The organism is Psychrobacter sp., from assembly GCF_049295055.1.
Lineage (GTDB): Bacteria > Pseudomonadota > Gammaproteobacteria > Pseudomonadales > Moraxellaceae > Psychrobacter.
Genome location: NZ_JBAQQF010000002.1, coordinates 30,815 through 53,516, shown reverse-complemented (window position 1 = coordinate 53,516; position 22,702 = coordinate 30,815). Strand labels below are relative to the sequence as shown.

General features: G+C 41.5%; 21 protein-coding genes and 1 other RNA gene. 9 read left to right on the top strand and 13 right to left on the bottom strand.

Annotated features, from left to right (window positions below):
- Window positions 1-107 precede the first annotated feature (107 nt).
- A complete protein-coding gene (locus WAZ74_RS00290) occupies window positions 108-1,829 on the top strand; it encodes a sigma 54-interacting transcriptional regulator (RefSeq protein WP_422304551.1) in 1,722 nt (573 codons plus the stop codon).
- A gap of 22 nt (window positions 1,830-1,851) precedes the next feature.
- Here WAZ74_RS00290 and WAZ74_RS00285 read toward each other — a convergent pair whose 3' ends face one another.
- Together WAZ74_RS00285 and gpmI are read right to left on the bottom strand one after the other, a co-directional pair.
- On the bottom strand, window positions 1,852-3,456 hold the full coding sequence (locus WAZ74_RS00285) for a S41 family peptidase (protein WP_422304549.1): 1,605 nt from the start codon (window positions 3,454-3,456) through the stop codon (window positions 1,852-1,854).
- A gap of 280 nt (window positions 3,457-3,736) precedes the next feature.
- Window positions 3,737-5,377 (bottom strand): 2,3-bisphosphoglycerate-independent phosphoglycerate mutase, encoded by a 1,641-nt coding sequence (gene gpmI, locus WAZ74_RS00280; RefSeq protein WP_422304547.1) that lies wholly within the window; start codon window positions 5,375-5,377, stop codon window positions 3,737-3,739.
- Between the two features lie 260 nt (window positions 5,378-5,637).
- Between gpmI and ssrS the strand changes: the two genes are divergently transcribed.
- Window positions 5,638-5,833: non-coding RNA, 6S RNA (gene ssrS, locus WAZ74_RS00275), on the top strand.
- 139 nt (window positions 5,834-5,972) lie between these two features.
- On the opposite strand, the gene WAZ74_RS00270 is transcribed toward ssrS, so the two are convergent.
- Window positions 5,973-6,602 carry an FxsA family protein gene (locus WAZ74_RS00270; RefSeq protein WP_422304545.1) on the bottom strand — a complete coding sequence of 210 codons (630 nt, stop codon included), beginning with the start codon at window positions 6,600-6,602 and terminating at the stop codon, window positions 5,973-5,975.
- Between the two features lie 153 nt (window positions 6,603-6,755).
- Between WAZ74_RS00270 and ruvC the strand changes: the two genes are divergently transcribed.
- Complete coding sequence (ruvC, locus tag WAZ74_RS00265) at window positions 6,756-7,340, top strand: crossover junction endodeoxyribonuclease RuvC (protein ID WP_079691154.1); 585 nt, start codon at window positions 6,756-6,758, stop codon at window positions 7,338-7,340.
- Between the two features lie 272 nt (window positions 7,341-7,612).
- On the opposite strand, the gene WAZ74_RS00260 is transcribed toward ruvC, so the two are convergent.
- The 5 genes from WAZ74_RS00260 to WAZ74_RS00240 form a co-directional block, all read right to left on the bottom strand.
- Window positions 7,613-8,575, bottom strand: a complete 963-nt coding sequence (locus WAZ74_RS00260) for an META domain-containing protein (protein WP_422304542.1) — start codon at window positions 8,573-8,575, stop codon at window positions 7,613-7,615.
- 282 nt (window positions 8,576-8,857) lie between these two features.
- Window positions 8,858-9,520 (bottom strand): glutathione S-transferase family protein, encoded by a 663-nt coding sequence (locus WAZ74_RS00255; protein WP_422304540.1) that lies wholly within the window; start codon window positions 9,518-9,520, stop codon window positions 8,858-8,860.
- Window positions 9,521-9,800: 280 nt separating this feature from the next.
- Entirely contained in the window at window positions 9,801-10,439 is a 639-nt protein-coding gene (locus tag WAZ74_RS00250; protein WP_422304538.1) for a peroxiredoxin, read from the bottom strand.
- A gap of 300 nt (window positions 10,440-10,739) precedes the next feature.
- On the bottom strand, window positions 10,740-11,492 hold the full coding sequence (locus WAZ74_RS00245; RefSeq protein ID WP_422304536.1) for a phospholipase D family protein: 753 nt from the start codon (window positions 11,490-11,492) through the stop codon (window positions 10,740-10,742).
- Window positions 11,493-11,636: 144 nt separating this feature from the next.
- Window positions 11,637-13,376, bottom strand: a complete 1,740-nt coding sequence (locus WAZ74_RS00240; RefSeq protein ID WP_422304534.1) for a glutamine--tRNA ligase/YqeY domain fusion protein — start codon at window positions 13,374-13,376, stop codon at window positions 11,637-11,639.
- A 407-nt stretch (window positions 13,377-13,783) separates the two neighbouring features.
- Between WAZ74_RS00240 and WAZ74_RS00235 the strand changes: the two genes are divergently transcribed.
- Window positions 13,784-14,290, top strand: coding sequence for a peptidylprolyl isomerase (locus tag WAZ74_RS00235; protein WP_422304648.1), 507 nt, complete (start codon window positions 13,784-13,786; stop codon window positions 14,288-14,290).
- 61 nt (window positions 14,291-14,351) lie between these two features.
- Window positions 14,352-15,203 (top strand): UDP-2,3-diacylglucosamine diphosphatase, encoded by an 852-nt coding sequence (locus WAZ74_RS00230; RefSeq protein ID WP_422304532.1) that lies wholly within the window; start codon window positions 14,352-14,354, stop codon window positions 15,201-15,203.
- Window positions 15,204-15,322: 119 nt separating this feature from the next.
- On the opposite strand, the gene orn is transcribed toward WAZ74_RS00230, so the two are convergent.
- The gene (gene orn / locus WAZ74_RS00225) at window positions 15,323-15,916 is read right to left on the bottom strand and encodes an oligoribonuclease (protein WP_422304530.1); all 594 of its coding nucleotides are present in this window, start codon (window positions 15,914-15,916) and stop codon (window positions 15,323-15,325) included.
- Window positions 15,917-16,119: 203 nt separating this feature from the next.
- On the opposite strand from orn, the gene rsgA reads away from it, so the two are divergent.
- The 4 genes from rsgA to secB all read left to right on the top strand — a co-directional run bounded on the left by rsgA (window position 16,120) and on the right by secB (window position 19,065).
- Window positions 16,120-17,223, top strand: a complete 1,104-nt coding sequence (rsgA, locus tag WAZ74_RS00220) for a ribosome small subunit-dependent GTPase A (protein ID WP_422304528.1) — start codon at window positions 16,120-16,122, stop codon at window positions 17,221-17,223.
- Window positions 17,224-17,360: 137 nt separating this feature from the next.
- Window positions 17,361-17,816, top strand: coding sequence for a rhodanese-like domain-containing protein (locus WAZ74_RS00215; RefSeq protein WP_422304526.1), 456 nt, complete (start codon window positions 17,361-17,363; stop codon window positions 17,814-17,816).
- Between the two features lie 304 nt (window positions 17,817-18,120).
- Complete coding sequence (gene grxC / locus WAZ74_RS00210) at window positions 18,121-18,384, top strand: glutaredoxin 3 (protein WP_422304524.1); 264 nt, start codon at window positions 18,121-18,123, stop codon at window positions 18,382-18,384.
- 231 nt (window positions 18,385-18,615) lie between these two features.
- A complete protein-coding gene (gene secB, locus WAZ74_RS00205; RefSeq protein ID WP_422304646.1) occupies window positions 18,616-19,065 on the top strand; it encodes a protein-export chaperone SecB in 450 nt (149 codons plus the stop codon).
- A 222-nt stretch (window positions 19,066-19,287) separates the two neighbouring features.
- Here secB and adk read toward each other — a convergent pair whose 3' ends face one another.
- From adk to WAZ74_RS00185, 4 genes are all read right to left on the bottom strand, one after another.
- A complete protein-coding gene (gene adk, locus WAZ74_RS00200; RefSeq protein WP_422304644.1) occupies window positions 19,288-19,941 on the bottom strand; it encodes an adenylate kinase in 654 nt (217 codons plus the stop codon).
- A gap of 221 nt (window positions 19,942-20,162) precedes the next feature.
- Complete coding sequence (gene ccmI, locus WAZ74_RS00195; protein WP_422304522.1) at window positions 20,163-21,443, bottom strand: c-type cytochrome biogenesis protein CcmI; 1,281 nt, start codon at window positions 21,441-21,443, stop codon at window positions 20,163-20,165.
- Window positions 21,440-21,949, bottom strand: coding sequence for a cytochrome c-type biogenesis protein (locus WAZ74_RS00190; RefSeq protein ID WP_422304642.1), 510 nt, complete (start codon window positions 21,947-21,949; stop codon window positions 21,440-21,442). The genes ccmI and WAZ74_RS00190 overlap by 4 nt, the downstream gene beginning before the upstream one ends.
- A gap of 101 nt (window positions 21,950-22,050) precedes the next feature.
- Window positions 22,051-22,701 (bottom strand): DsbE family thiol:disulfide interchange protein, encoded by a 651-nt coding sequence (locus WAZ74_RS00185; protein WP_422304520.1) that lies wholly within the window; start codon window positions 22,699-22,701, stop codon window positions 22,051-22,053.
- Window position 22,702 lies beyond the last annotated feature (1 nt).

Genomic DNA, 22,702 nt, shown 5'->3' with positions numbered 1-22,702 from the left:
CCCCAAAACCATACACCTGCTATAAACACCACTATTTATGCTCTATAAATCCTTGTAGGATTATTTTTTTAATACTTTTGTAATACTTGAAGACAATGAGATGATGTATGACAACAACCGCGCTAGTCGTCGATGATGAAGTGGATTTATGCCGATTGATGCAAATTACGCTGACCAAGATGGGTATCAAAAGTGATGTCGCCTATACTTTGTCACAGGCAAAATCATACTGGCAGGAAAATGACTATGATTTTTGCTTAACTGATTTAAAGTTACCTGACGGTTCAGGGTTAGAGTTGGTCAAATACATCAGTGCTAGCTCTAGTAAGCCTATCGCTGTTATTACGGCACATGGTAGTATGGATTTAGCGATTGAAGCGTTAAAACTAGGGGCTTTTGATTTTGTTAATAAACCCCTTGAGCTACCACGTTTACGTCAGTTGGTTGAAAACGCTCTAAAGGTTATCCAGCAAGACAATGCCGCAAAATCTACGCCTCAGCGCTCACCTGAACAGCAGATGTTGGATGATCGTCTGATTGGTAATTCAGCGGTGATGCATCCTCTAAAAAACACTATTTTAAAATTGGCACGCTCACAAGCGCCGGTATTTTTATCTGGTGCTTCAGGTACCGGCAAAGAAGTGGTTGCTAGATTGATTCATGACTTAAGCCCGCGTCGAGATGGCAGTTTTGTACCGGTCAACTGTGGAGCAATACCTTCAGAGCTGATGGAATCAGAGTTTTTTGGTCACAAAAAAGGTAGCTTTACGGGCGCTGTCGCTGACAAGCAAGGTCTATTTCAACAGGCTAATGGTGGTACCTTATTTTTAGATGAGGTAGCAGACTTACCTTTAGCGATGCAAGTCAAACTACTGCGTGCCATTCAAGAGAAGACGGTTCGCGCGATCGGTGATACCAAAGAGCTGCCGGTCGATATTCGTATATTATCGGCGACACATAAAGATTTGAACCAACTGGTAAAGGCGGGAATGTTTCGGCAGGATTTATATTACCGCATCAACGTAATTGAGCTTAAACTGCCGACACTTAATGCCAGACGTGACGACATACCAGTGTTAGCCAAGCATTTTTTGGCGCTGATCGCTGAAGAATGGCAGTTGGAATCGTTACCTTTGCTCACAGCAGATGCCTGCATGCGCTTACAACAACATAATTTCGCTGGTAACGTTCGTGAGCTACGTAATGTGCTTGAACGTGCAGTAACATTATCTGAAACATCAATGATTGATGCCAGCCATCTCGGTCTATCTGATTTTTATATGCATCAAGAAGACCATATGTATCAAGAAAACATAGCACCGAAAAATCAAAATATCAATGAGAATAACTTAGCTGAATCTTTAAAGGATACTGCAAAAGAAAATGCTCACGACCAATCTCAGTCTATAGTAGAAAAAAAGGTTCAGCAAACAACATCTCAACAAACAACGAATAATCTACACCCCTACCGTACGATTACTCAGCACTATTCTTCGATGACGCCTTCAATCAATCAGCGCTCAGTGCCTAATACCGTAGAATCAGCAGACAGCTCAATAGGTCAACATATAAAAGAATCATTAATCGAGCAGCATGATGACAGTGAAGGATTAAATAAACTCACAGGTACAGAAGCGATAGCCGATATGCAATTGCCAGCACAGGGGTTAGAGCACTATCTTCAAGAACAAGAGAAGCAGTTGATTATCACCGCGCTTAAGCAAACAGGCTGGAATAAGACCCAAGCAGCTGAATTGTTAGGAACCACCTTTCGATCTCTGCGCTATCGTATGAGCAAACTAGATATTGCTGAAGATCAGTCTGAATAGTACGGCCTCTTTTAAGATTAAATTAAAACTTATCTTTAGGTGTCGGTTTTTCAATGACATTATTTATAACGCTATTATTTTTAACGGTGCTGTTTTTAATAGCGCTGTTTTGAATGGTATTGTTTTTAATAGCAGTGTTTTTCTCAGAACGGTCTTCTGTAGGTGCTTTACGTACAAACCGAATACCTGAAACAAGCGCCTTCTTTCTTAATAGATCAAGCGCTTGCTGCTCCCATGTGCTCTCACTACCCGATAATGCCACATCAGGCTCTACCCCAATACCTTCTATTTTCTTACCTGAGGCAGTCATATAATTAGCAACCGTTAGCTTGACTGCCTGTTCATCATTAAGTGGTATCACTGACTGTACCGAGCCTTTACCATAGCTGACTTCACCCAAGATAGTGGCACGCTTTTGCGCTTGCAAGCTACTTGCTAACACCTCGGCTGCTGACGCTGAATAGCGATTTTGTAAAACTACCATTGGTAATGGTTCGAGTAATGCTACGCCTTGAGTCGATAAAGTACGTGAATCACTTTGGCGACCCTTTACTTGTACCACATCAGTATCACTCATAAACAGGCTGGCAACGCTCACAGCTGATGCCAATACCCCACCCGGATTATCACGCATATCTAACAAAACGCCCGACACTGGTGCTTCTAAATCGATTAAGCTTTGTAGCAGTTTTTCGCGGCTGTTGTTCTGAAACGCCGGTAATCTAATAATGGCGATACCATCAACGAGACGGGTTTCAACAATTTGCGGATGGTTGTTATTACGCTGTAAAGTCGTGGTATGTTTACGGCGTCCTGCTTTTGAAGTAACAACGTCCACTTGTGTACCCGCAATCCCTGTCAAGAGTTGATCAATATCATTACTTTCTTCATCTTCACCAAGCTTAAATTCATCTACTTGATGTAGATAATCGCCAACCGCAATACCTTTTTTATCGGCAGGTGAGTCATCGACTACGTCGGTAATGACCCAATAGCCTGATTGCGATTGATACTCTACCTTAATGCCAATATCTCCAACATCACCTTCAGTAAAAGCGCGCAGATTTTCATAGGCTTCAGCATCCAAAAATTCAGCATGGCTATCAAGCTTAGTCAACATGCCGCTCATCGCATTGTTAAACAACTCTTCATCATTAACGGTATCAACATATTCACGGCGGACCAAATCAACCAACGCTACAAAGGTTTTTAGCGTCTCTGGGGAGATAGCATTTAACGAAACCTGAGCCACTTCAGCGGGAATATCAGTATTGATAGCGTCTGATTCATTATTTAACGCACTTTCATCAGCTATACTATCTATTGAATCATCCGTTTGATCCGCAGACTCCAACATATCAGCAATGTCTGATAAATCATCGGCATCGTTCTCTAATGGCACGTCATTCGTATGTAAACGGATCAATTGTAAACTTGCCGTAGGGCTAGCGGTAGGTTGAGCGATAGTATCTTTGATGGCTGCTTGTGCCTGCATATTAACCACGCTCAGCCCCAGCAGACCAACGATAAGTGTCGGCTTTAATACATAAGAGCGAATAGATACTGTCATCATCAGATGCTCTAATCGTTTAGACACCAATGAAAGTATAGGGCTGATAGAATGCATAAAATGAATCACCTAAAAAATTTGTCCAAAAAAGTTACGACATTATTGTTATATAGTTATTATATGGTTATTAATGGATAATAGCTCATAAGATAGCATTAAGCGACCCTCCAAGAGTAGGATAGTATTGCAAGTAATTTAGGTGATAAGTTACCAGTGAAATGTTAGGCAAGGTATAGCGGCAAAAAAGGGAAAGATAATCAATATCTCTCCCTTACATGTCTATCATTAATTACTATCTTACGAAGCTGTCTTAGCACAGAATACTGAATTGACGGATCTAAGGTGCTGCTATCAGTAAGTTTTCACCGGTCATTCCAGTAGGTGGTTCGATATTCATCAACGCCAAAATAGTGGGTGCGACATCGCTAAGTCTACCGCCGCTACGTACTTTTAATTTTTTCTCACCAATATAAATTAGTGGAACGTGCTCAGTAGTATGTTGAGTATGCACTTGACCACTTTCATAGTCTTGCATCTGCTCACAGTTGCCATGATCTGCTGTGATAAGCATGTCGCCACCAGCCGCACGTACTGCTGCCTCTACGCGACCAACGCAGATATCTAGCGCTTCTACTGCTTTGACAGCAGCATCAAAGATACCGGTATGCCCAACCATATCGCCATTGGCATAATTGACAATCACTACATCATATTTACCAGACTCAATAGCAGCTACCAATTTATCCGTCACTTCAGGGGCGCTCATCTCAGGCTGTAGATCATAAGTCGCGACATCAGGAGAAGGCACTAAAATACGTGTCTCACCTTTATACTCTTCTTCACGGCCACCACTAAAGAAAAAAGTCACATGGGCATACTTTTCAGTTTCAGCGATACGCAGCTGGGTTTTACCCTTATCCTGCAAATATTCGCCAAGTGTATTGGTTAATGAGGTTGGATAATAAGCGATGCTGGTTTTAGGATTGTCCGCCAAAACATCAGAATACTTAGTCAGCATCACAAACGCGGCAAGCTTTGGCTGCTTATGGCGGGCAAAACCTGAAAATTCATGATCTGGTAATACAAAAGCTTGTGCAAGCTCGCGCGCACGATCAGCGCGGAAATTCATAAAAATGAGAGCGTCATTGTCATCAACGGTATATGGCACCTCGTCACGTCCAATGACCACAGTAGGATTGATAAATTCATCGGTTTCACGGGCTTTATAAGCCGCTTGTACCGCACCATCAGCACGAGTTGCTAAACGATCCGCTTTACCCTCAGTGATAAGCTCATAGGCTTTTTGCACTCGATCCCAGCGATTATCACGATCCATCGCATAGTAGCGTCCGATGATGCTGGCAATCTGTACACGGCCACCCTCATAGTGCGCATTAAGCTTAATGATATGGTCGCGTAGACGATTGATATATTTATCAGCAGACTTAGGCGGCGTATCACGTCCATCTAAAAAACAATGCACAAAGACATTCTTAGCGCCGTGTACCAATGCTGAATGACACATCGCTTCGATATGGTCCTGATTGGAATGCACGCCGCCATCCGACAGCAAACCCATAATATGGACGTTACCGCCAAGCTTATTGGCGGCTTTTACTGCATTAACCAAGGCTTCGTTTTTGTAGAACTCACGATTGGCCACCTCACTTGAGATACGAGTAGAATCTTGATAAAGAACGCGACCAGCACCCAAGTTCATATGTCCAACTTCTGAATTGCCAAATTGACCATCTGGCAAGCCAACGTCCTCTCCTGATGCGGATATTAATCCATGCGGGTATTGCTGATAAATTTTATCCATATTTGGCATGTTAGCAGCAGCAATCGCATTATCCTTACTATCTTCACGATGCCCAAAACCATCTAATATCATTAAAACATGAGGCACTTTTTTATTTTGATCGCTATTTTGCTGATTATTATCGATAAATTCTGATTGTTGCTGGGTATTGGTCATGGATTACCGCTCCTCAAGTGAATGAACGCCTATAATGCTGGATTAGGATGTTTAAAGCCCTCTATCTTACCACACATCTCAAAATAGCTGAAAAATCGACCTTTTAGGCTACCAATCAAGCGTTTTTTATGCCTTAATTTAACTAAAAATTTAGTGAATTTTTAATATTAATAATGTTCATTCTTAGAGCACGTATCAATAAGCCACGTATCAATCTGTAAATCGCACTTGCAATCACTCAAACCATTGGTTAAGATAAATGTATTCTGAAGTGTTGGCTAGTAGATGTTTATTCCCTGAGCCGATAATGCTTTACCAGGATGTGGTACCTATTGCTTCATTGTGTATGCCTGCACCGCTTGCGGTGTCTCAGGAAACCTGCCGAGGCAATGACGCATCCGCCCTGAACTTCACGGTTCATGGGTCACCATCTTACGGCGGCACTTCGGTTGTTATATTCGGTTAATTGCTATTTCTTTATAGCCAACAGGTTAATAAGAAATTAGTGATAGCCACTAAAAAGCCCCTTTTGTCATTGACGAAAGGGGCTTTTTTTATGTCAAAATTGCTTTATGACTAACTTATAATCAACACACTACTCATCATTGGCTGACTTAGTAATTTTTTTCACATCCTTAGGAATGTTTTTGGCAGTACCATCCACAGTGGTATGCTGTTTAAACACATTACCAAATGGCTTTTGTTGTTGACCAAATGGATTTTGGTTATTCGTACCACCTGCCCCACCAAATGGGTTTTGACCACCCATACCTCCAGCACCGCCGAACGGATTTTGACCAGCTCCCATTTGCCCGCCCATCTGCTTGGCCATCATTTCCATCATTTTTTGCTGGTTGTTCATGATGTAATTATTAGCAAAGTCTTTGAGTTTCTTTTGCACCGGTGGCAATACCACCAGTAACGCCAGTAAATCACTAAGCACGCCTGGAATAAGCAGCAAAATGCCTGCTGCTGCCATTGCCACACTTTTGATCATAGTCGACTCTTGCGGACGCATCGCTGGGTTCATCATACCGCCCGCTTTCATCTGCTGTGCCATCGGATTGAGAGCGGCCATACCTTTACGCATGAGTGAGATGCCGATAACAGCGGCGATAATGAACCACATAAATATCCACCAACCACTCATAAACTGAGCAAGCAAATACCACAGTAGCATCTCGATAATAAACCATACAATGGCAATACCAACTATCTGACCCATAAAGCGTCGTCCTATAAAATAAAAATCAATAAATTAAGCGCCATGCAAATTAAAATGGCTAACATATGATGTATATGGGGATTGATTGCTATACTATCAAACTTACGGCTAATTTTTAAGCTATAAAATAGAATGTGAGAAAAACGAAATACTATGGCAATTATTATTGGGATTGATCCAGGTTCGCGCATGACCGGTTATGGCATCGTCCAACAAACTGGCGATAAACTGACCTACATTGATGCAGGTACCATTCGTACGGACACCAAAGAGATGCCTGAACGCCTTAAGCGTATTTTTAATGGCTTAACGCGTATCACTCAGCATCATTTAAAATATGCGGACGAGCCTATTTACACCGCGATTGAACAAGTATTTATGGCAGAAAATCCTGACTCAGCCCTTAAGCTTGGCCAAGCACGTGGCGCTGCTATTGCAGCGATGGTGGCATTGGACTTAGAAGTATCAGAATATACCGCACGCCAAATCAAGCAAGCCGTTTGCGGTTATGGTGCTGCAGCAAAAGAACAAGTACAGGAAATGGTCTGTCGCATCTTGTCTTTGGATGTCGTGCCACAACAAGATGCCGCTGATGGTCTTGCCTGCGCCATCTGTCATGCGCACTCAAGCCATTCAATGAATAAACTCTTACTCAATAGCTCAATGCGCGGGCGCGGTGCCTCTAAGAAAAAAGGTCGCTGGCGCTTGACTGAAGAAGATTTAGGTAATTTACGCTAAAACAAATAGTCATACAAACCAGCATAAAAAACACGCCTCTAATGGCGCGTGTTTTTTATGCTTATGGTTATGGTTATCGCTGCTATAGTCATCTCAATATAAAAAAGATACAGTGAAAATGGAATGAATTTTTCTGTAGCCTCTGTCGGCGTAGGCACAGTAAGCTAGAAAAATTTATACTAGTTTTATGTTGTCAGATAACGTATCTACTTTATTTATTATCGCTGCTATGTCTATAAATACCGTAAATTTAATAAAAATTATTGGTAGCTTTATTTTACAATCGAGCTTTCAATCACAGCATCTAATACATAAGCATATTCTTCATCTACTGCTGCAGTATCTTCTGCCGTTTCGCGAGTACTCAACTGGTAGCGCTGTAATCTTAGCACTTCGTCATGTTTGCCATCATGTTGATAACCATCTATGTCACCTTTAAATGCTGCCCACTTACCTTCACTGCTTTTAATACCTTGATCATCGTAAGTAACAGGTTTTACTTGCAGGCACATCTCTGAGCTATCGTTTTCGCACGGTATCGTTTTAGCGTTCACCGCCCAAAAAACCGTCTCACCTTTACTGTTGTACTTCGCTTGCGACGTTAGTCTGCCTTGCCAAACCAAAGTGGTAGCATCACTCATTACTTGAGTCAACACGGGCTTATCGTCTATAGAGCCATCATCTGTAGACTTACCATTTTTTACTAAGGTTAATTGGCTATCATCTTTCATCAGTTCATTTAAATTATTTTCAGCTTTATTGAGATTACCACAAGCCATTTTCGTACTCATACTATCTTTGATCGTTAATGTAGCACCTTTCAGCTGATACATCGCACTGATATTATTACAGCCGACGCTATAGATTAAAGTGTTTTGACCTTGATATTGGCTGAATGATAAGCGTACTTGATCTCTGACATCCATCAGCATAGTTAATGGCTGAACATCCTTATCTGTCGCAGAGATCAGTGTCCAACGATAACTTGAAAGACTAGCAATCATCTGTTCTTCAGCGCTTATCTCATTTGCACTATCTGATATGGTCTTATTGGCCGCTGTATCAGAGCTAACATTACCGCCATTACTTGCTTCACTAGCGTTTATATTGGTAGCCTCTAGGTTCTTCTCACTTGATGCAGAAGGATCTTGGCAAGCACCTAAAGCCAAACTCATTGCTAGCATACTTGGTAATAAGGCAAATCTAAAAGGCCGTTTTTTAAAAGATGGCGTCATAACAGTCATACCTTGTGGCTAAACCTTTTCACAATCCAGAGAAAGAGTGGATCTATCTATTTTTATAGAGCTTATTTCATACAGTTTAATCAATTGACTACTATAGCGCTGATGTCTGTTATGGGTGTAACGAAGTGTTGAATTTTATAGATTGATAGTAAATGTTATTACTCGTTTTTTTGATTAAATAAATCCATTAAAAAAGCCTTGAGTAGCTAAGAGTGAGAGCTGCTACTCAAGACTGTTATTTATCTATCGTTATTAACGCTTTAAAAAACTACGTTACTCGCCCTCATGAGCAGGTTTGGCTTTCGCCATATTTTTAATACTGAAACGCTCATTCATCATTTGATAAAAACGAGCAAGATTCTCGCCCTGCTCATTTGGATTTACTTTTAGTATTTTGCCAAAATCTAAACCCAGATATAGCACAATATCAGCAAAGCTTAATTGTTCATGAACCAGATATTCGCGACCTGCTAAGATAGTTTCAAAATACGCCAAGGCTTTTACCGCACGTGCAATCGATTGATCCACAAACTCTGGTACCTGATCAACACGCTGGGCTTTAGACGGGTGGCTATGTTGAAATGCCAACATAAGGTTATACAAAACCTCAAACTCAGCGATACGGCGCATAGAGCAGACTTGAGCACGCTGTACCACATCATTACCCATTACCGAACGCTCACCATAGACGCGGTCTAGATACTCACAGACAGCTTGTGAATCATTGAGTACCGTACCATCATCCAAAATTAGTACCGGCACCGTCTGCATAGGGTTTATTTTGGTGAACTTATCTGACATCTGTTCATTAGCGGCAAAATCAATATCCACTATATCGATGTCATCCATATCATCGATATCAATACCTTTTGAAGCTAATAGAATTAAGACTTTGCGCGGATTAGGCGCAGTACGGTTTAAGTATAATTTTTTCATGGCAAACTCCTTGTAAAATGGATTAAAAAGCGACTCAGCGCTGACATACTTTATTATAGTTGTTGCACTATCGAGTCAAGAAGTAACTATCGATAATCTATATGATAGTTATAGCCTACTCTGCTCGTCATAGCAAAGCCTTCTTAAGCTTATGTGCAGCTTGCTGTTCTGATAGCAAGCTGAATAGTAAAAAGCCCCGCAACTTTACGTTATGGGGCTTTATGTTATGGAGCTTTATGTTATTCAACTTTGTTTAATAATACTTATATAACTAATCCAGTTATTTATTAGGAGCTGGAGTCGTACGTAGATAAGGCTTAATTTCTTTGTGACCTTTAGGATATTTGGCTGCGATATCTTCGTTTTTAACGCTTGGTGGAATGATAACGTCATCGCCATCTTTCCAATCTACTGGTGTGGCAATGTTATATTCATCAGATAATTGCAGCGCGTCAATTACGCGTACAATTTCGTCAAAGTTACGACCACAACTTGCAGGATATGTGAGTGTTAAACGTACTTTCTTTTTAGGATCGATAATGAATACGCTTCTAACCGTCGCGGTATTGTCCGCATTAGGATGAATCATGTCATACAAATCAGCTACTTTACGATCAGAATCAGCAATAATAGGGAAGTTCACGGCAGTACCTTGCGTTTCTTCGATATCACTAACCCAACCTTTATGGTCTTCTAAACCATCTACTGATAGCGCGATAGGTTTGGTATTACGCTTTTGGAACTCACCGCCTAATGCTGCGGTACGTCCAAGCTCAGTGGTACATACTGGCGTATAATCAGCAGGATGTGAGAAAAAGACAACCCAACTGTCCCCTGCCCAATCATAAAAATTAATATCACCATCTGTGGTGCTCGCGTCAAAATTTGGTGCTGTATCACCTAAACGTAAATGTGCCATGCTTAATTCCTTATTTATATTCATGATGAGCGCTACTATCAAATGGTATGCATGCGCTCTATTATTATCAACGTACTTGGTTAAATTCCATCTTCACTTAGATACTATGTTCGTTTAAATACTATATTCATTTAAATACTGTTTCGTTTGAATATTCTATAGATACTACACAATAACTCAAAGTACGTCAGCGAGAAACCTACTTTATATTAACAAACTGGTTATGAATGTCTTGTGACGGATTGTAATGCGATTATTCCGTTTATTACTAAGTAATATAGCACACACTTTGAGAATGTCTTAAACCACCATTCCCGAATCCCACAAGCAAAACTCGCCAAATTTACCACGCTTACTGGTACCGCCAGCGGCACGCCCAGCATCCGTTAAGATCAACTCCCCTTCTTGTTCTTGTAAATATCCAGCTTCCAGCAACTTATCATTTAATTCTTGCGTCTTAAACCCCAAATCCTTAGCAAGCTTAGCCGTCGTCAATTTAGAATAATTAGGCGTTGCTGTCTCTGTAGGTTTTGCAGAATTAATTGTAGCTGATATTTGAGAAGGACTGTCAGAAGTGGGTTTGTTATCAACGCTATTAGACTCGGTTACTTTTTCAAGGGACATTCTGACTTCATCACTGATACGAATAATGCGCTGGGCTTCCTCATACGTATCGGCATAGAGCTTGGCATCTTCGTTACGGTAAATCAGCACCCCCATTTCATTATTATTCACTTGGCTAAATTCATAAAGGTTTAAGCTAGTAATGATGCACTCATTTTCGTTGAGGTAGCATTTGGCATGCAAGTTTTTACAAAAGCTAGTGCGTATAAAAGTCAGATTTTTGAGCCAGTTGATTTCTTCTGGGTGTAAGTCATTTTTACCATAAACAATACGAATATCAATTTTAAGGCGATTGCGGTCCTCTAACAGCTCTTTAATACGTTCGTTAAGCTTTAGATACGGGCTGATAATAATCAATCTGTCAGAAGCATTTTTAATCAACTCTTCTAAGTGATAAGTCGTACCACTGCTGTTTAAAAACTTTGCCATTTCTTTAACCTCAACATCTGCTATTAAAATTTATAATTATTCGCAAAAAAGCCCATCCCTAGCGTACTAGAAACGGGCAGGCTTGCAAACCACTATTGTTCAGTATTGTTTTAAAAAAATGTTAGTAGCGCTGATAGTGATAAATTAAGCAGGTTTATAGCTATCGCGTAAGCTGACGATTTGGTTAAATACTGGCTTGTCCTTGCTGTGATCTTCACTATCAGAGATAAAGTAGCCTTCACGCTCAAACTGGAAGCGCGTGCCCGCATCTGCATTAGCAAGCGATGGCTCAACCACAACATTCAGCTCAGTCAATGAATTAGGATTTAGTGCTTGATGTACGTCAGCGACGTTACTTGGATCTTCAACACTAAAGAGCTGCTCATACATGCGTACCGTCGCTGGCACACCTTGGCTAGCCGATACCCAATGAATAACGCCCTTAACCTTGCGACCTTCAGGATTATTACCCAAAGTAGCAGGATCAATCGTGGCTTTTAGCTCAATCACATTGCCAGCGTCATCTAGCACATGTTCGGTCACGGCCAATACATAGGTATTACGCAGACGAATCTCATTCTTCTCTGGTGATAAACGCTTATAACCTGCTGGCGGCTCAATCTCGTAATCACTTTGATCAATGTATAAAGTCTCAGTAAATGGAATTTCACGTTCACCCATATCGACATTAGGATGGTTCGGCTGCGTTAACCATAAGGTTTGGGTGTTATCATCAAAGCGAGCCTGAACGCTATCGGCTTTTTGCGATTCCCAACTGCTAACGGCATCGCTAAAGTTAGTAATGGTCACTTTTAATGGCTTTAATACCGCCATACCACGCGCAGTTGTCGTATCTAACGATTGACGAACGCTAAACTCTAATGAGCGAAAATCAACCACACTATCGGCTTTGGTCACGCCTACACGCTCACAGAAGTCACGCAAGCCCTCTGGCGTATAACCACGGCGACGCATGCCAGCGATAGTCGGCATACGCGGATCATCCCAACCGCTAACGATACCTTCATCGACAAGCTGCTTAAGCTTACGTTTGCTGGTCAACGTGTGGTCAACGTTTAGACGGCTAAACTCATACTGATGCGGCGGTTGCTCAAAGCCTATTTTTTCAACGGCCCAATCATAAAATGGGCGATGGTCTTCAAACTCTAACGTACACAATGAATGCGTAATGCCTTCGAACGCATCTGACAACGGATGGGCAAAATCGTACATAGGATAGATGCACCATTTATCGCCGGTTTGATGATGTTCTTGATGCATGACGCGATAGATAACAGGATCACGCATGTTCATATTTGGACTTGCCATATTAATCTTGGCACGCAAAATAGCTTTACCTTCAGCATACTTACCGTTTTTCATATCATCAAACAATTGGAGATTTTCTTCGATACTGGCATCACGATGTGGTGACGCTTTGCCTGCTTCGTTAAATGAACCGCGGCTGTCTTTAATCTGTTCAGGCGACTGCAAGTCTACGTAAGCGTCGCCTTGTTTGATAAGCTGAATCGCCCACGCGTAGAGCTGGTCAAAGTAACTTGATGTATACAGCGCCTCACCTGCCCACTCAAAACCTAGCCATTTCACATCGTTCTTAATGTTATCAATATAGTCTTGCTTTTCTGCTGTCGGATTGGTGTCGTCAAAACGTAAGTTACACACACCACCAAACTCTTCCGCCACACCGAAGTTTAGACAGATAGATTTTACGTGACCCAAATGCAAATAACCATTTGGCTCAGGCGGAAAACGCGTCACAATTTGCTGATATTTTTCTGCTTTGACGTCTTCACGAATGATATTACGAATAAAATCGTTTTTTTGTTCATCTTTTTGTATATTGTTGCTTGAGTGCTCACTCATCGGGTATTGCTCCTAACGCAAATGGTCAATTCATGATACGTATTACCACGCATCATGGAAAATTCAAACGATCTATTAAAATAAAACGATCTATTAAAACCAGAATAAGCCATTAAAATCGGAGTGGTTTATAAAAATCTGGCTTATGTAAATATGAGTCTTAAAAATAGTGGGTAATAAAAATTTAGCTATTTAGAATGCATCATTAAAAGTGACTGAAAGTAATTGGAAGTCGGTAAAGTTGCGTTATTCTATCAGCTTTTGCGAACGCATTAACAGCCTGATACATGACACGGGATAAAAAAGCCGTTAGACTAGCCATAACTTTCTAACCACCAACTTTTTAATCACCACTTAACAGCGTCACTTTAGGCGCTGCAATCAAAAAGGAATATCATATGGTAGACATGCCACCAGTAGTAGAACTTGACACCAATATGGGTGCGATCGTTATCGAACTCAATGAAGAAAAAGCACCAAAAACGGTCGAAAACTTTTTAAACTATGTAAAATCTGGTCATTATGACGGCACGATTTTTCATCGCATCATTGATGGCTTTATGATTCAAGGCGGCGGAATGGACGCTGACATGAATGAAAAAGCAACCAATAAGCCAGTGGAAAACGAAGCTGATAATGGTCTAAAAAATGACGCTGGCACGATTGCTATGGCACGTACGCAAGACCCACATTCAGCAACCAGTCAGTTTTTCGTTAACGTAAAAGACAACGACTTTTTAAACCATTCTGGCAAAAACATGCAAGGTTGGGGCTATACTGTCTTTGGTAAAGTAACAAGCGGTATGGATGTCATCGAAAAAATGCGCGGCGTACCAACCGGTCGTTTCGGCATGCATGCTGATGTGCCAAAAGAAGCCGTAATTATCAACTCAGCAACTATTATTTCTGAATAATAGTTGCTGAGTAAAAGCTTATGATAAATCACTATTTATTAAGTGATGAGGATAAAGATAAATGCAAAATTTTAATCATCTTATAACGACCCGCCCTCATGAGGTGCGGCAAGTTTTGATTAGCGATTTGCATTTATCGCCTGAAGAGCCTGCCTTAGTGCAGGCTTTTTTGGCGCTGCTTGATGATTGCCTTGCTCTGCCTGCTCTCAAACGTCTCTTTATTTTAGGTGATTGGTTTGAAGTCTGGCTCGGTGATGATTTTTATTTATCACTATCAGCAGATGAGCGCACAACACATTGGCTCACACCGCTTATCGTTAAATTAAAAAAGCTGCGTGTTGATGGCTGTGAGATTTTAGTCATGCATGGCAATCGGGATTTTCTGTTGGGTCAGCCGTTTTGTAATCTATTCGGTGGCGAGCTGATTTATGAGCCTTATACTTTGACGGTTGGGCAACAGAAATATCGTTTAGAGCACGGCGATGCGCTCTGTACGGATGATAAAAAGTATCAGTTCTTTCGTAAAGTCATGCGCAATCGTCTGACGCAGTGGTATCTGCTGAACAAATCGCTAGAAAAACGCTTAGCTATCGCCGATAATATGCGCCAAAAAAGTCAGCGTAACAATGCCAATAAAGCGGCGCATATTATGGATGTTAACGAAACAGCAGTGAATAATGCTATTTATAAGTTTGACGCCCTACTACATGGTCACACCCATCGTCCTGAAATACACCAAAGTAATGAGGGTAAAACTCGCTATGTCCTTGGTGATTGGCGACTGTTAGATAAAGATGAACGCCAGCCAAAAGTTGTCGCAGTGATTGGTGCAGTGACAGCAAACGTAGATGAAGCTATTATGGCTGATAGTAAAGAGTTTAGATTGTTTGAATTTATTTTCTTACAAAGATAATTAGTTATTATAGGATACAGTTGATTTTGCTAAATGATACGCGTAAAAAATGATATAAAAAAGGGTCTGTTGAATAATCAACAGACCCTTTTTTATATCATACTAAATATTATAACTACTTAATCCTGAGGTATCAGTTTAAAAAAGTGCTGACGATAGTGTTTTAGCTCACGAATTGAATCACGAATATCATCTAATGCTAAGTGGCTGCCGCCTTTTTCAAAATTCTTGAGGATATCAGGACGCCAGCGGAAGCATAGCTCTTTCACTGATGACACATCAAGGTTACGATAATGGAAGAAGCGCTCAAGCTCTGGCATTTGGCGCGCCATAAAGCGGCGGTCTTGGCAGATTGAGTTACCACACATCGGTGATTTGCCACTATCAACCCATTTATTCAAAAACTTAATAGTTTCAGCTTCCGCTTCTGCTAATGTCACGGTGCTACGACGCACACGGTCAACCAATCCTGACTGTCCATGCTGCTTAGTATTCCAGTCATCCATACCGTTTAGTTTACGATCAGATACTTTAATAGCAAACACGGGGCCTTCAGCAAGGACATTAAGATCCTCATCAGTGACAACGGTGGCTATCTCGATAATCTCATCATTTAAGGTATCAAGTCCGGTCATTTCTAGGTCAATCCATACCAGCCCTTTTTTACCTTGGTTTTTAATTTTAATCTTATTGGGATGGTCGCTGGTAGTCATAAAATATCCTATATTTAATATGGTCAATCAATGTTGAGTAAATAAATCAAACAGGCGATAAACAATTATATAAATGGTCTGGGGTTTGCCTCTACCGCGATTAGAGCGTTACAAAACCACTGTCTAGCGCAAGCGCTTTAGGCTGTATGTTAGCAAATTTTCACGCTACACTGAGCAATATTTTTCTAATAGGTCACAAACCCATGGCATTAATCCGGCAACGCAAACTGACTAAACAACAGATTCGTCGCATCGACAAACAACAGCTGGACAGTCAAGACAGCATCGATGACAGTTTGATGGATGGCGTGGTCATGGCGCATTATGGCAAGCAATTAGAAGTCCAAGTGACTAGTTTGCCAGCATTCATACCTGTGCAGCCCGAAATCGCACCTGATGATCCTGAGCCATTTTGGCAAACACTAGAATTGGGTGATATTTGGCGCTGTCATGTGCGTACCAACTTACCTATGTTAGCGGCGGGCGATCAAGTACGCTGGAGCGCAGATTCTAATACGGGTTTTGGACGTATCGAATCGGTGAAACCACGTACCTCTCTTGTCTCACGTCCTGACCGTTACCATAAGCTCAAGCCTGTCGCTGCCAATGTCGATATTTTAGCCATTGTATTTGCGCCATTACCTGCTGCTGCCCCGACGCTAATCGATCGTTATTTAGTCGTTTGCCACCATGCTGGCGTTAAGCCGCTACTGGTACTTAATAAAGCCGATTTATTGGCACAAGAAAACGGTGTTGATACCAATGAATTATTAGCACAATATGCCGCGCTTGGCTATGAGAGCGTATTAACCTCAGTGGATTGTCCTGAAAACGTCGCTGATAGCGACGAACAAGAAGGACTTGATGAGTTAAAACGCTACATAGATAAGAAATTGGTTATTTTTGCCGGTCAATCGGGTGTTGGTAAAAGCAGTTTAATTAATGCCCTACTACCTGAATCGGCACAAAGCGTAAATATTATCTCTGATAACTCAAAACTCGGTCAACATACGACCACGACCAGCCGTTTATTACCTTTTAATCCAAATGATTTAACCCAAGGCGGCATCGTCGACACACCGGGTATTCGCGAGTATGGCATTTGGCACTTAACGCCTGATGATATCATCTCAGGCTTCGTTGAGCTTGCACCGCTGGCTGGTGATTGCCAATTCCGCGACTGTCGCCACACTCATAATAGTAAAGGCTGCGCGTTGTGGGAGGCGGTTGCTGAGGGTAAAGTATTGCAGCGCCGCGTTGAAAATCTTATCACGCTAAGAGAAGAAGCTGATACTAAATCTTATTAAGCCTTATTAATCGTTAACCACTATGTTGGCCATCACACGTTTACTATAGATGACCTTATCGGTATAATAGCGCCTTGTTCAATTCATTAGGCTGTCTTCTCAGCTTAATAGAACACTTATTTTTTTGGAGGTATGGTTTGGAACGTGCGCTGGAGTTTGTGGGTCACCACCCGTTTTTATTTGGTATATTAGCCGTACTTGCCGTGCTGTTTTTTGCTATTGAAAACAAACGTAGTGGCAGAAAAATATCGCCTAATACCCTTGGTATGATGGTTAACTCGCAAAATGCGCAGCTTATCGATATTCGCGCCAAAAAGAAGTTTGTCACTGGTTATATCCAAGGCAGTCGCAATATTCCATTTACTGAGCTTAAAGACCGCTTAGAAGAAATTCGCGCGATTGAGCAGCCAGTGATTATCATTTGCGACATGGGTGTACAAGCAGGCGCTGCGGTACAAATGATTGGTAAAGAGAGTGTCTATCGTTTAGAAGGCGGTATCGGCGGCTGGCAAGGCGCTGGTATGCCACTTGTCGGTCTGAAAGATGCCAAGCCTAAAAGTAAAGTCAAAGCAAAACCGAGCTTGCATAAATAGTAAATCTGCAAAATAGTTAGATGTAGCGTTAAGCTAGTATTTAATGTTTCATTGCTATCTAATTAACGATAGCGAATAAAAAGACACCTCCTCATAGGGTGTCTTTTTTTATGTGGCATTTATGATACTGTGAGGTATTTTCCGTTTGGTTAGCTTGAATTTATCATACCCATCCCCACTTTATAGTGAGCATCAATAAATATATCTGCCACCCACTGGTTGGTAACGGATGATGATAATTTTTATTAAAACGATTTTTTATCATAAAACGCTTGCCTCATAAATTTATAAATAAGGACTTATCATGACGGTATCTGTCAAAGTTTATACTACCCCTATCTGCCCATACTGCTCAAATGCCAAGCAACTGCTTAAATCTAAAGGCGTTGAATATGAAGAAATTGGTATGCACGATATGAGCCGCGAAGAGCGCCAAGAATTAATGCAAAAAACAAATAACTATCGTACTGTGCCACAAATTTTCGTTGGCGATACCTTTGTTGGCGGCTTCGATGAGCTTAACCAAATGAACCAGCAAGGTAAACTTGACGAGCTATTAGCGGGTTAATTTGCTATCTTACTTTACTGTCTTTATCTATAAATAATCTATGTGAGTAACGTCTATATGAGTAACGATAGAGACAGCAATAAATAGGAATATTAATAAAAAGTATTGCTAAAAAAATATCGAGATTGATTCTCGATTTATATTACAATGCTGTTTTATTAAAATTTATTACGATGCTAGCTTATTACAACGACAGTTTGCACAATCATTTGATTAACTTTTAGAGGAATTATCATGACTGAAGAACAAGTACAACCACAATTGGCACTAGAACGCATTTATGTAAAAGACATGTCACTTGAAGTCCCAGGCGCTGGCGTATTCACTAAAGAGTGGAACCCTGAGCTTGATATTAATCTATCTAGCAATGCTGAGAAGCTTGATGACGATCACTATCAAGTGGTATTGACTGTTAGTGTCACTGCGAAAAATGCAGAAGAAGCGGCATTTATCGCGGAAGTTCATCAAGCAGGTATATTCTTATTGAAAGACATTCCAGAAGATCAAATCGGTCAAATCCTAGGCGCTTATTGCCCGAACGTTTTGTTCCCGTATGCTCGTGAAGTCATCAGCGACATCGTGACGCGTGGTAGCTTCCCGCAATTATTGCTAGCACCCGTGAACTTTGACCAAGCTTATGCACAAAGCCAACAGCAAGTTGATGCTGAAGGTAACGCATAAATTTTAAATTAAACGCTACTGGCTTTATTAGTATGACGTTTTAATAGAAAAGCCGTTTACTTATGCATAAGTAAACGGCTTTTCTACACCTGCATTTTGAAGTGTTTTTTATAATAGTCATTCACTATTAAGCAATAAAAAACCCTGCTGATTATTAATAGCAGGGTTTTCTAATAACAACAATCAATAAACAAGCTCAGAAAATAAATGAGTAAAACAACACTAGCCTTTTAGGGCTGATAGGATTTGTTGCTTAACATCATCAATGCCTTGCGTACCATCAAATTTGTCATATTTAGGCGCATCACCGCCCTCAGCCGCTTTGTCTTGATAGAAACCAACTAGCGTTGACGTTTGCTCATGATAAGTGGCTAAACGGTCACGAATAGTAGATTCTTTGTCGTCTTCACGCTGAATAAGCGCTTCGCCAGTCACATCATCAATGCCTTCTTGCTTTGGTGGATTATGGTCAATGTGATAAACACGACCAGAACCTGCATGCTGGCGACGACCAGATAGACGCTTAACGATTTCATCATCAGGGACACTAATTTCAATCACATGGTCAATCGCAACATTCGCATCTGCAAGCGCTTGGGCTTGTGGAATAGTACGTGGGAAACCATCTAAAATACAACCATTAACACAATCAGGCTTGGCGATGCGTTCTTGCACTAGGTTAATAATGAGATCATCAGAAACCAAGCCACCCGCGTTCATCACGTCTTTGGCTTTTTTGCCAAGCTCGCTGCCTTCTTTGATTGCTGCACGCAGCATATCGCCCGTTGAGATTTGCGGAATATCATATTCTTTAGAAATGAACTGAGCTTGGGTGCCTTTACCGGCGCCTGGTGGACCTAGCAAAATAATACGCATCATTACACGACTCTCCTTAATAGATAGGATTTTGGGACTAATAAAACTTAGGGATTGGTGGTTTGCAGAGCTTACCTTACCTTGTGGACTTCAAAACCTCAAGTATTTTTAGTCTTTATGGGGCAAGTTACGATGACTTATCTGTTCATGAATAAGGTTGCGCGCCATAGAAAAGACAATGGCGCGCATTTATTACCTGCTAATAATTTGATATTGACTCATTAAGGAACTTGTTGATTAATCTCAACATTAACCTGATTTTGGTCGGCGCTAATCACTACAGGATTGCCTGATAAATCTCCTGATTCTGCAGTAGCATTGCCGCTATGACTGATACGAGCGATAACTGCCAACTGAACTTTTTCAGCACGAGCAGCCTTTAGCGTACGCTCAGGCATCATGGCATCTAGATCGCTTAGGCTAATACTGGCTTCACCTTGTTTAATGACACTAATCGGTAAACGCTTAGCCGCAAATGGTGGACCACCTTTAACATCACGTATCGCCACAAACAATACATCGTCAGCTTTTACTAGCGGTAGCAGACTCGCATTGATAGATACAGTGACCTCAATACCTTCAGACGCTTGCTGCTGTTGAGCCGTTACGTTGGTTCTCAGCTCATCGAGACTGGCGAGCGCTTGGCTATGGTCACCTGGTTTGGCAGCAATACTGTCACGTAGACGCTTAATCCAACCTTGGGCTTCCTCAAAGTTATTACCACGCGCCTCGCCCATTGCCATTAGCATCTGCGCACCTTCGTGCTGCGGATTTTTAGCCAGCACATCTTGCAGCACACGGCGACTACTGGCATCCAGCTGACCTTTATTAGCAAAAAAACTAATCTGCGCATAAGTGGTCGCAATCTCTTCATTATCGGGTGATAGACGATAAGCACGCGACAAGGCTTCAATAGCGGAGTCAGTAGCTTCTAATGATAAGAATAACTCTGATAGACGCATCCAGCGATCAGGGTCATCAGCATGACGATAAACGTTGGTCTGCATCGCACTGATTAATTGCGTACCATCCTCAATCGCCCAAGCGGGTGGCTGATCAATTTTACCGCTCAATAAATCATCTGCCACTTGAGCAACTTTATCTTCCGCTGTCCACAGATCAAAGACGGGCGTACGGTCGCTAACTAAGAAGTAAGCTAACCCTGCGAGTACTGGCACCCATACCGTGATAATCAAGCGACTTTTGATACCAGGCGCTACCATCGGCGTTACTGTACGCTGAGCATCCAATAGCTGACGTTCAAGCTCAATCTTTTGATTTTGATAATGAGTGTCATCGATAGTGCCACTGTCTTTATCCGTTTGCAGTTCTGTTAGACGTTCACGGAATACCGCAATATTGATATCTAATAGTTGATTATCGACTGGCTTTTCTCGTAGGCGTGATGCTCGTAACCATGGCATGATAACGATGAGCGCCAGTATGAGTGCAATCAGTAAGCTTAGGGCAATAAATAAGCCAAAAGTAGAAAATAGGGTCATTTTTTGTCCTCGAGGCTTGTGATGTCATTATCGTGGTTGTCATTGCTGCTGGTACTACTGGGACGCGATAACAGACGATCAAGTTCAGCTTTTTCTACCGTTGTTAACGCCGTAGCGCTATCTACTGTGACGCCGCTTTGACCGCGGGCCACACGTTGATGACGTCTACTTTGCCAAAACCAGCCAACTATTAATGTAATCAATAATAATGGCGGGAAAAACCATAGTATCCATGTCGATGGGCGTACTGGTGGCTTATAAGTGATAAAGTCGCCATAGCGCTCTTGCATATAGGCACGAATCTCACCATCACTACGACCGTCTTTAATCAAGTCGTAGGTTTTTTGTTTTAAATCTTGGGCAATGGGCGCATCAGAACCGGCGAGGTTTTGATTTTGACACTTTGGACAGCGTAGCTCTTCGATAAGACCACGATACTGAGCCTCTTGCTGTACTGAATCAAAATCATAAACATCAATGGCAGCATAGGCGTTGATACTTAGCATACTAAATAGGCAAGCGATGATTAAACTTGCTAAATTTTTCGTGATGGATTTTATTTGAAAGCCCTTTATTTGAAAGCTCTTTATTTGAAAGCCATTCATAATCATTTGCACGCCTCCTTAACCCGATTGGGATCTGGGCTGACATTGCCCTTGTCGGCGTCATTGAGCACCATTAAACAAGGCGTGATACGGCTTTGCCAATTGCTCTCATTAATCTCACCAACGATATGCTGGCGAATAATGCCTTCACCATCAACCACAAAAGTCTCAGGCGCACCGGTTAAACCTAAATCTAGCGCAAACTGACCCGACAAATCCTGAATAGACATCGAGAACGGATCACCGCCTCGGTTTAAATACCCTAGAGCATCACCAATATCATCCTTATAGTTCACCCCAACTAGATTGACACCGCGCTCCTCTAATTGCATTAAAAAAGGATGCTCGATAACACAAGTGGGACACCAAGAGCCCCAAATATTCATCAGAAATGGCTGATCAGGTAAATTATCATTGGTCATTATACGACTGGTATCTGACAACAATGGCAGCTCAAAAGTTGGTACTGGACGCTCAAGAGCGGTATTGGTCACGATATCCGTCGGCTGCCCCAAACGCAGATACAACATAATTATAAAACCGGCAAAGACAATCAGCGGAAGCAAAAACCATATTTTAATTTGGCTTTTTTTCATCGTTTGATTGCCATTTTGCTCAGGATTTTTTTGAGAAGAGTTATCTGACTGAGTCATA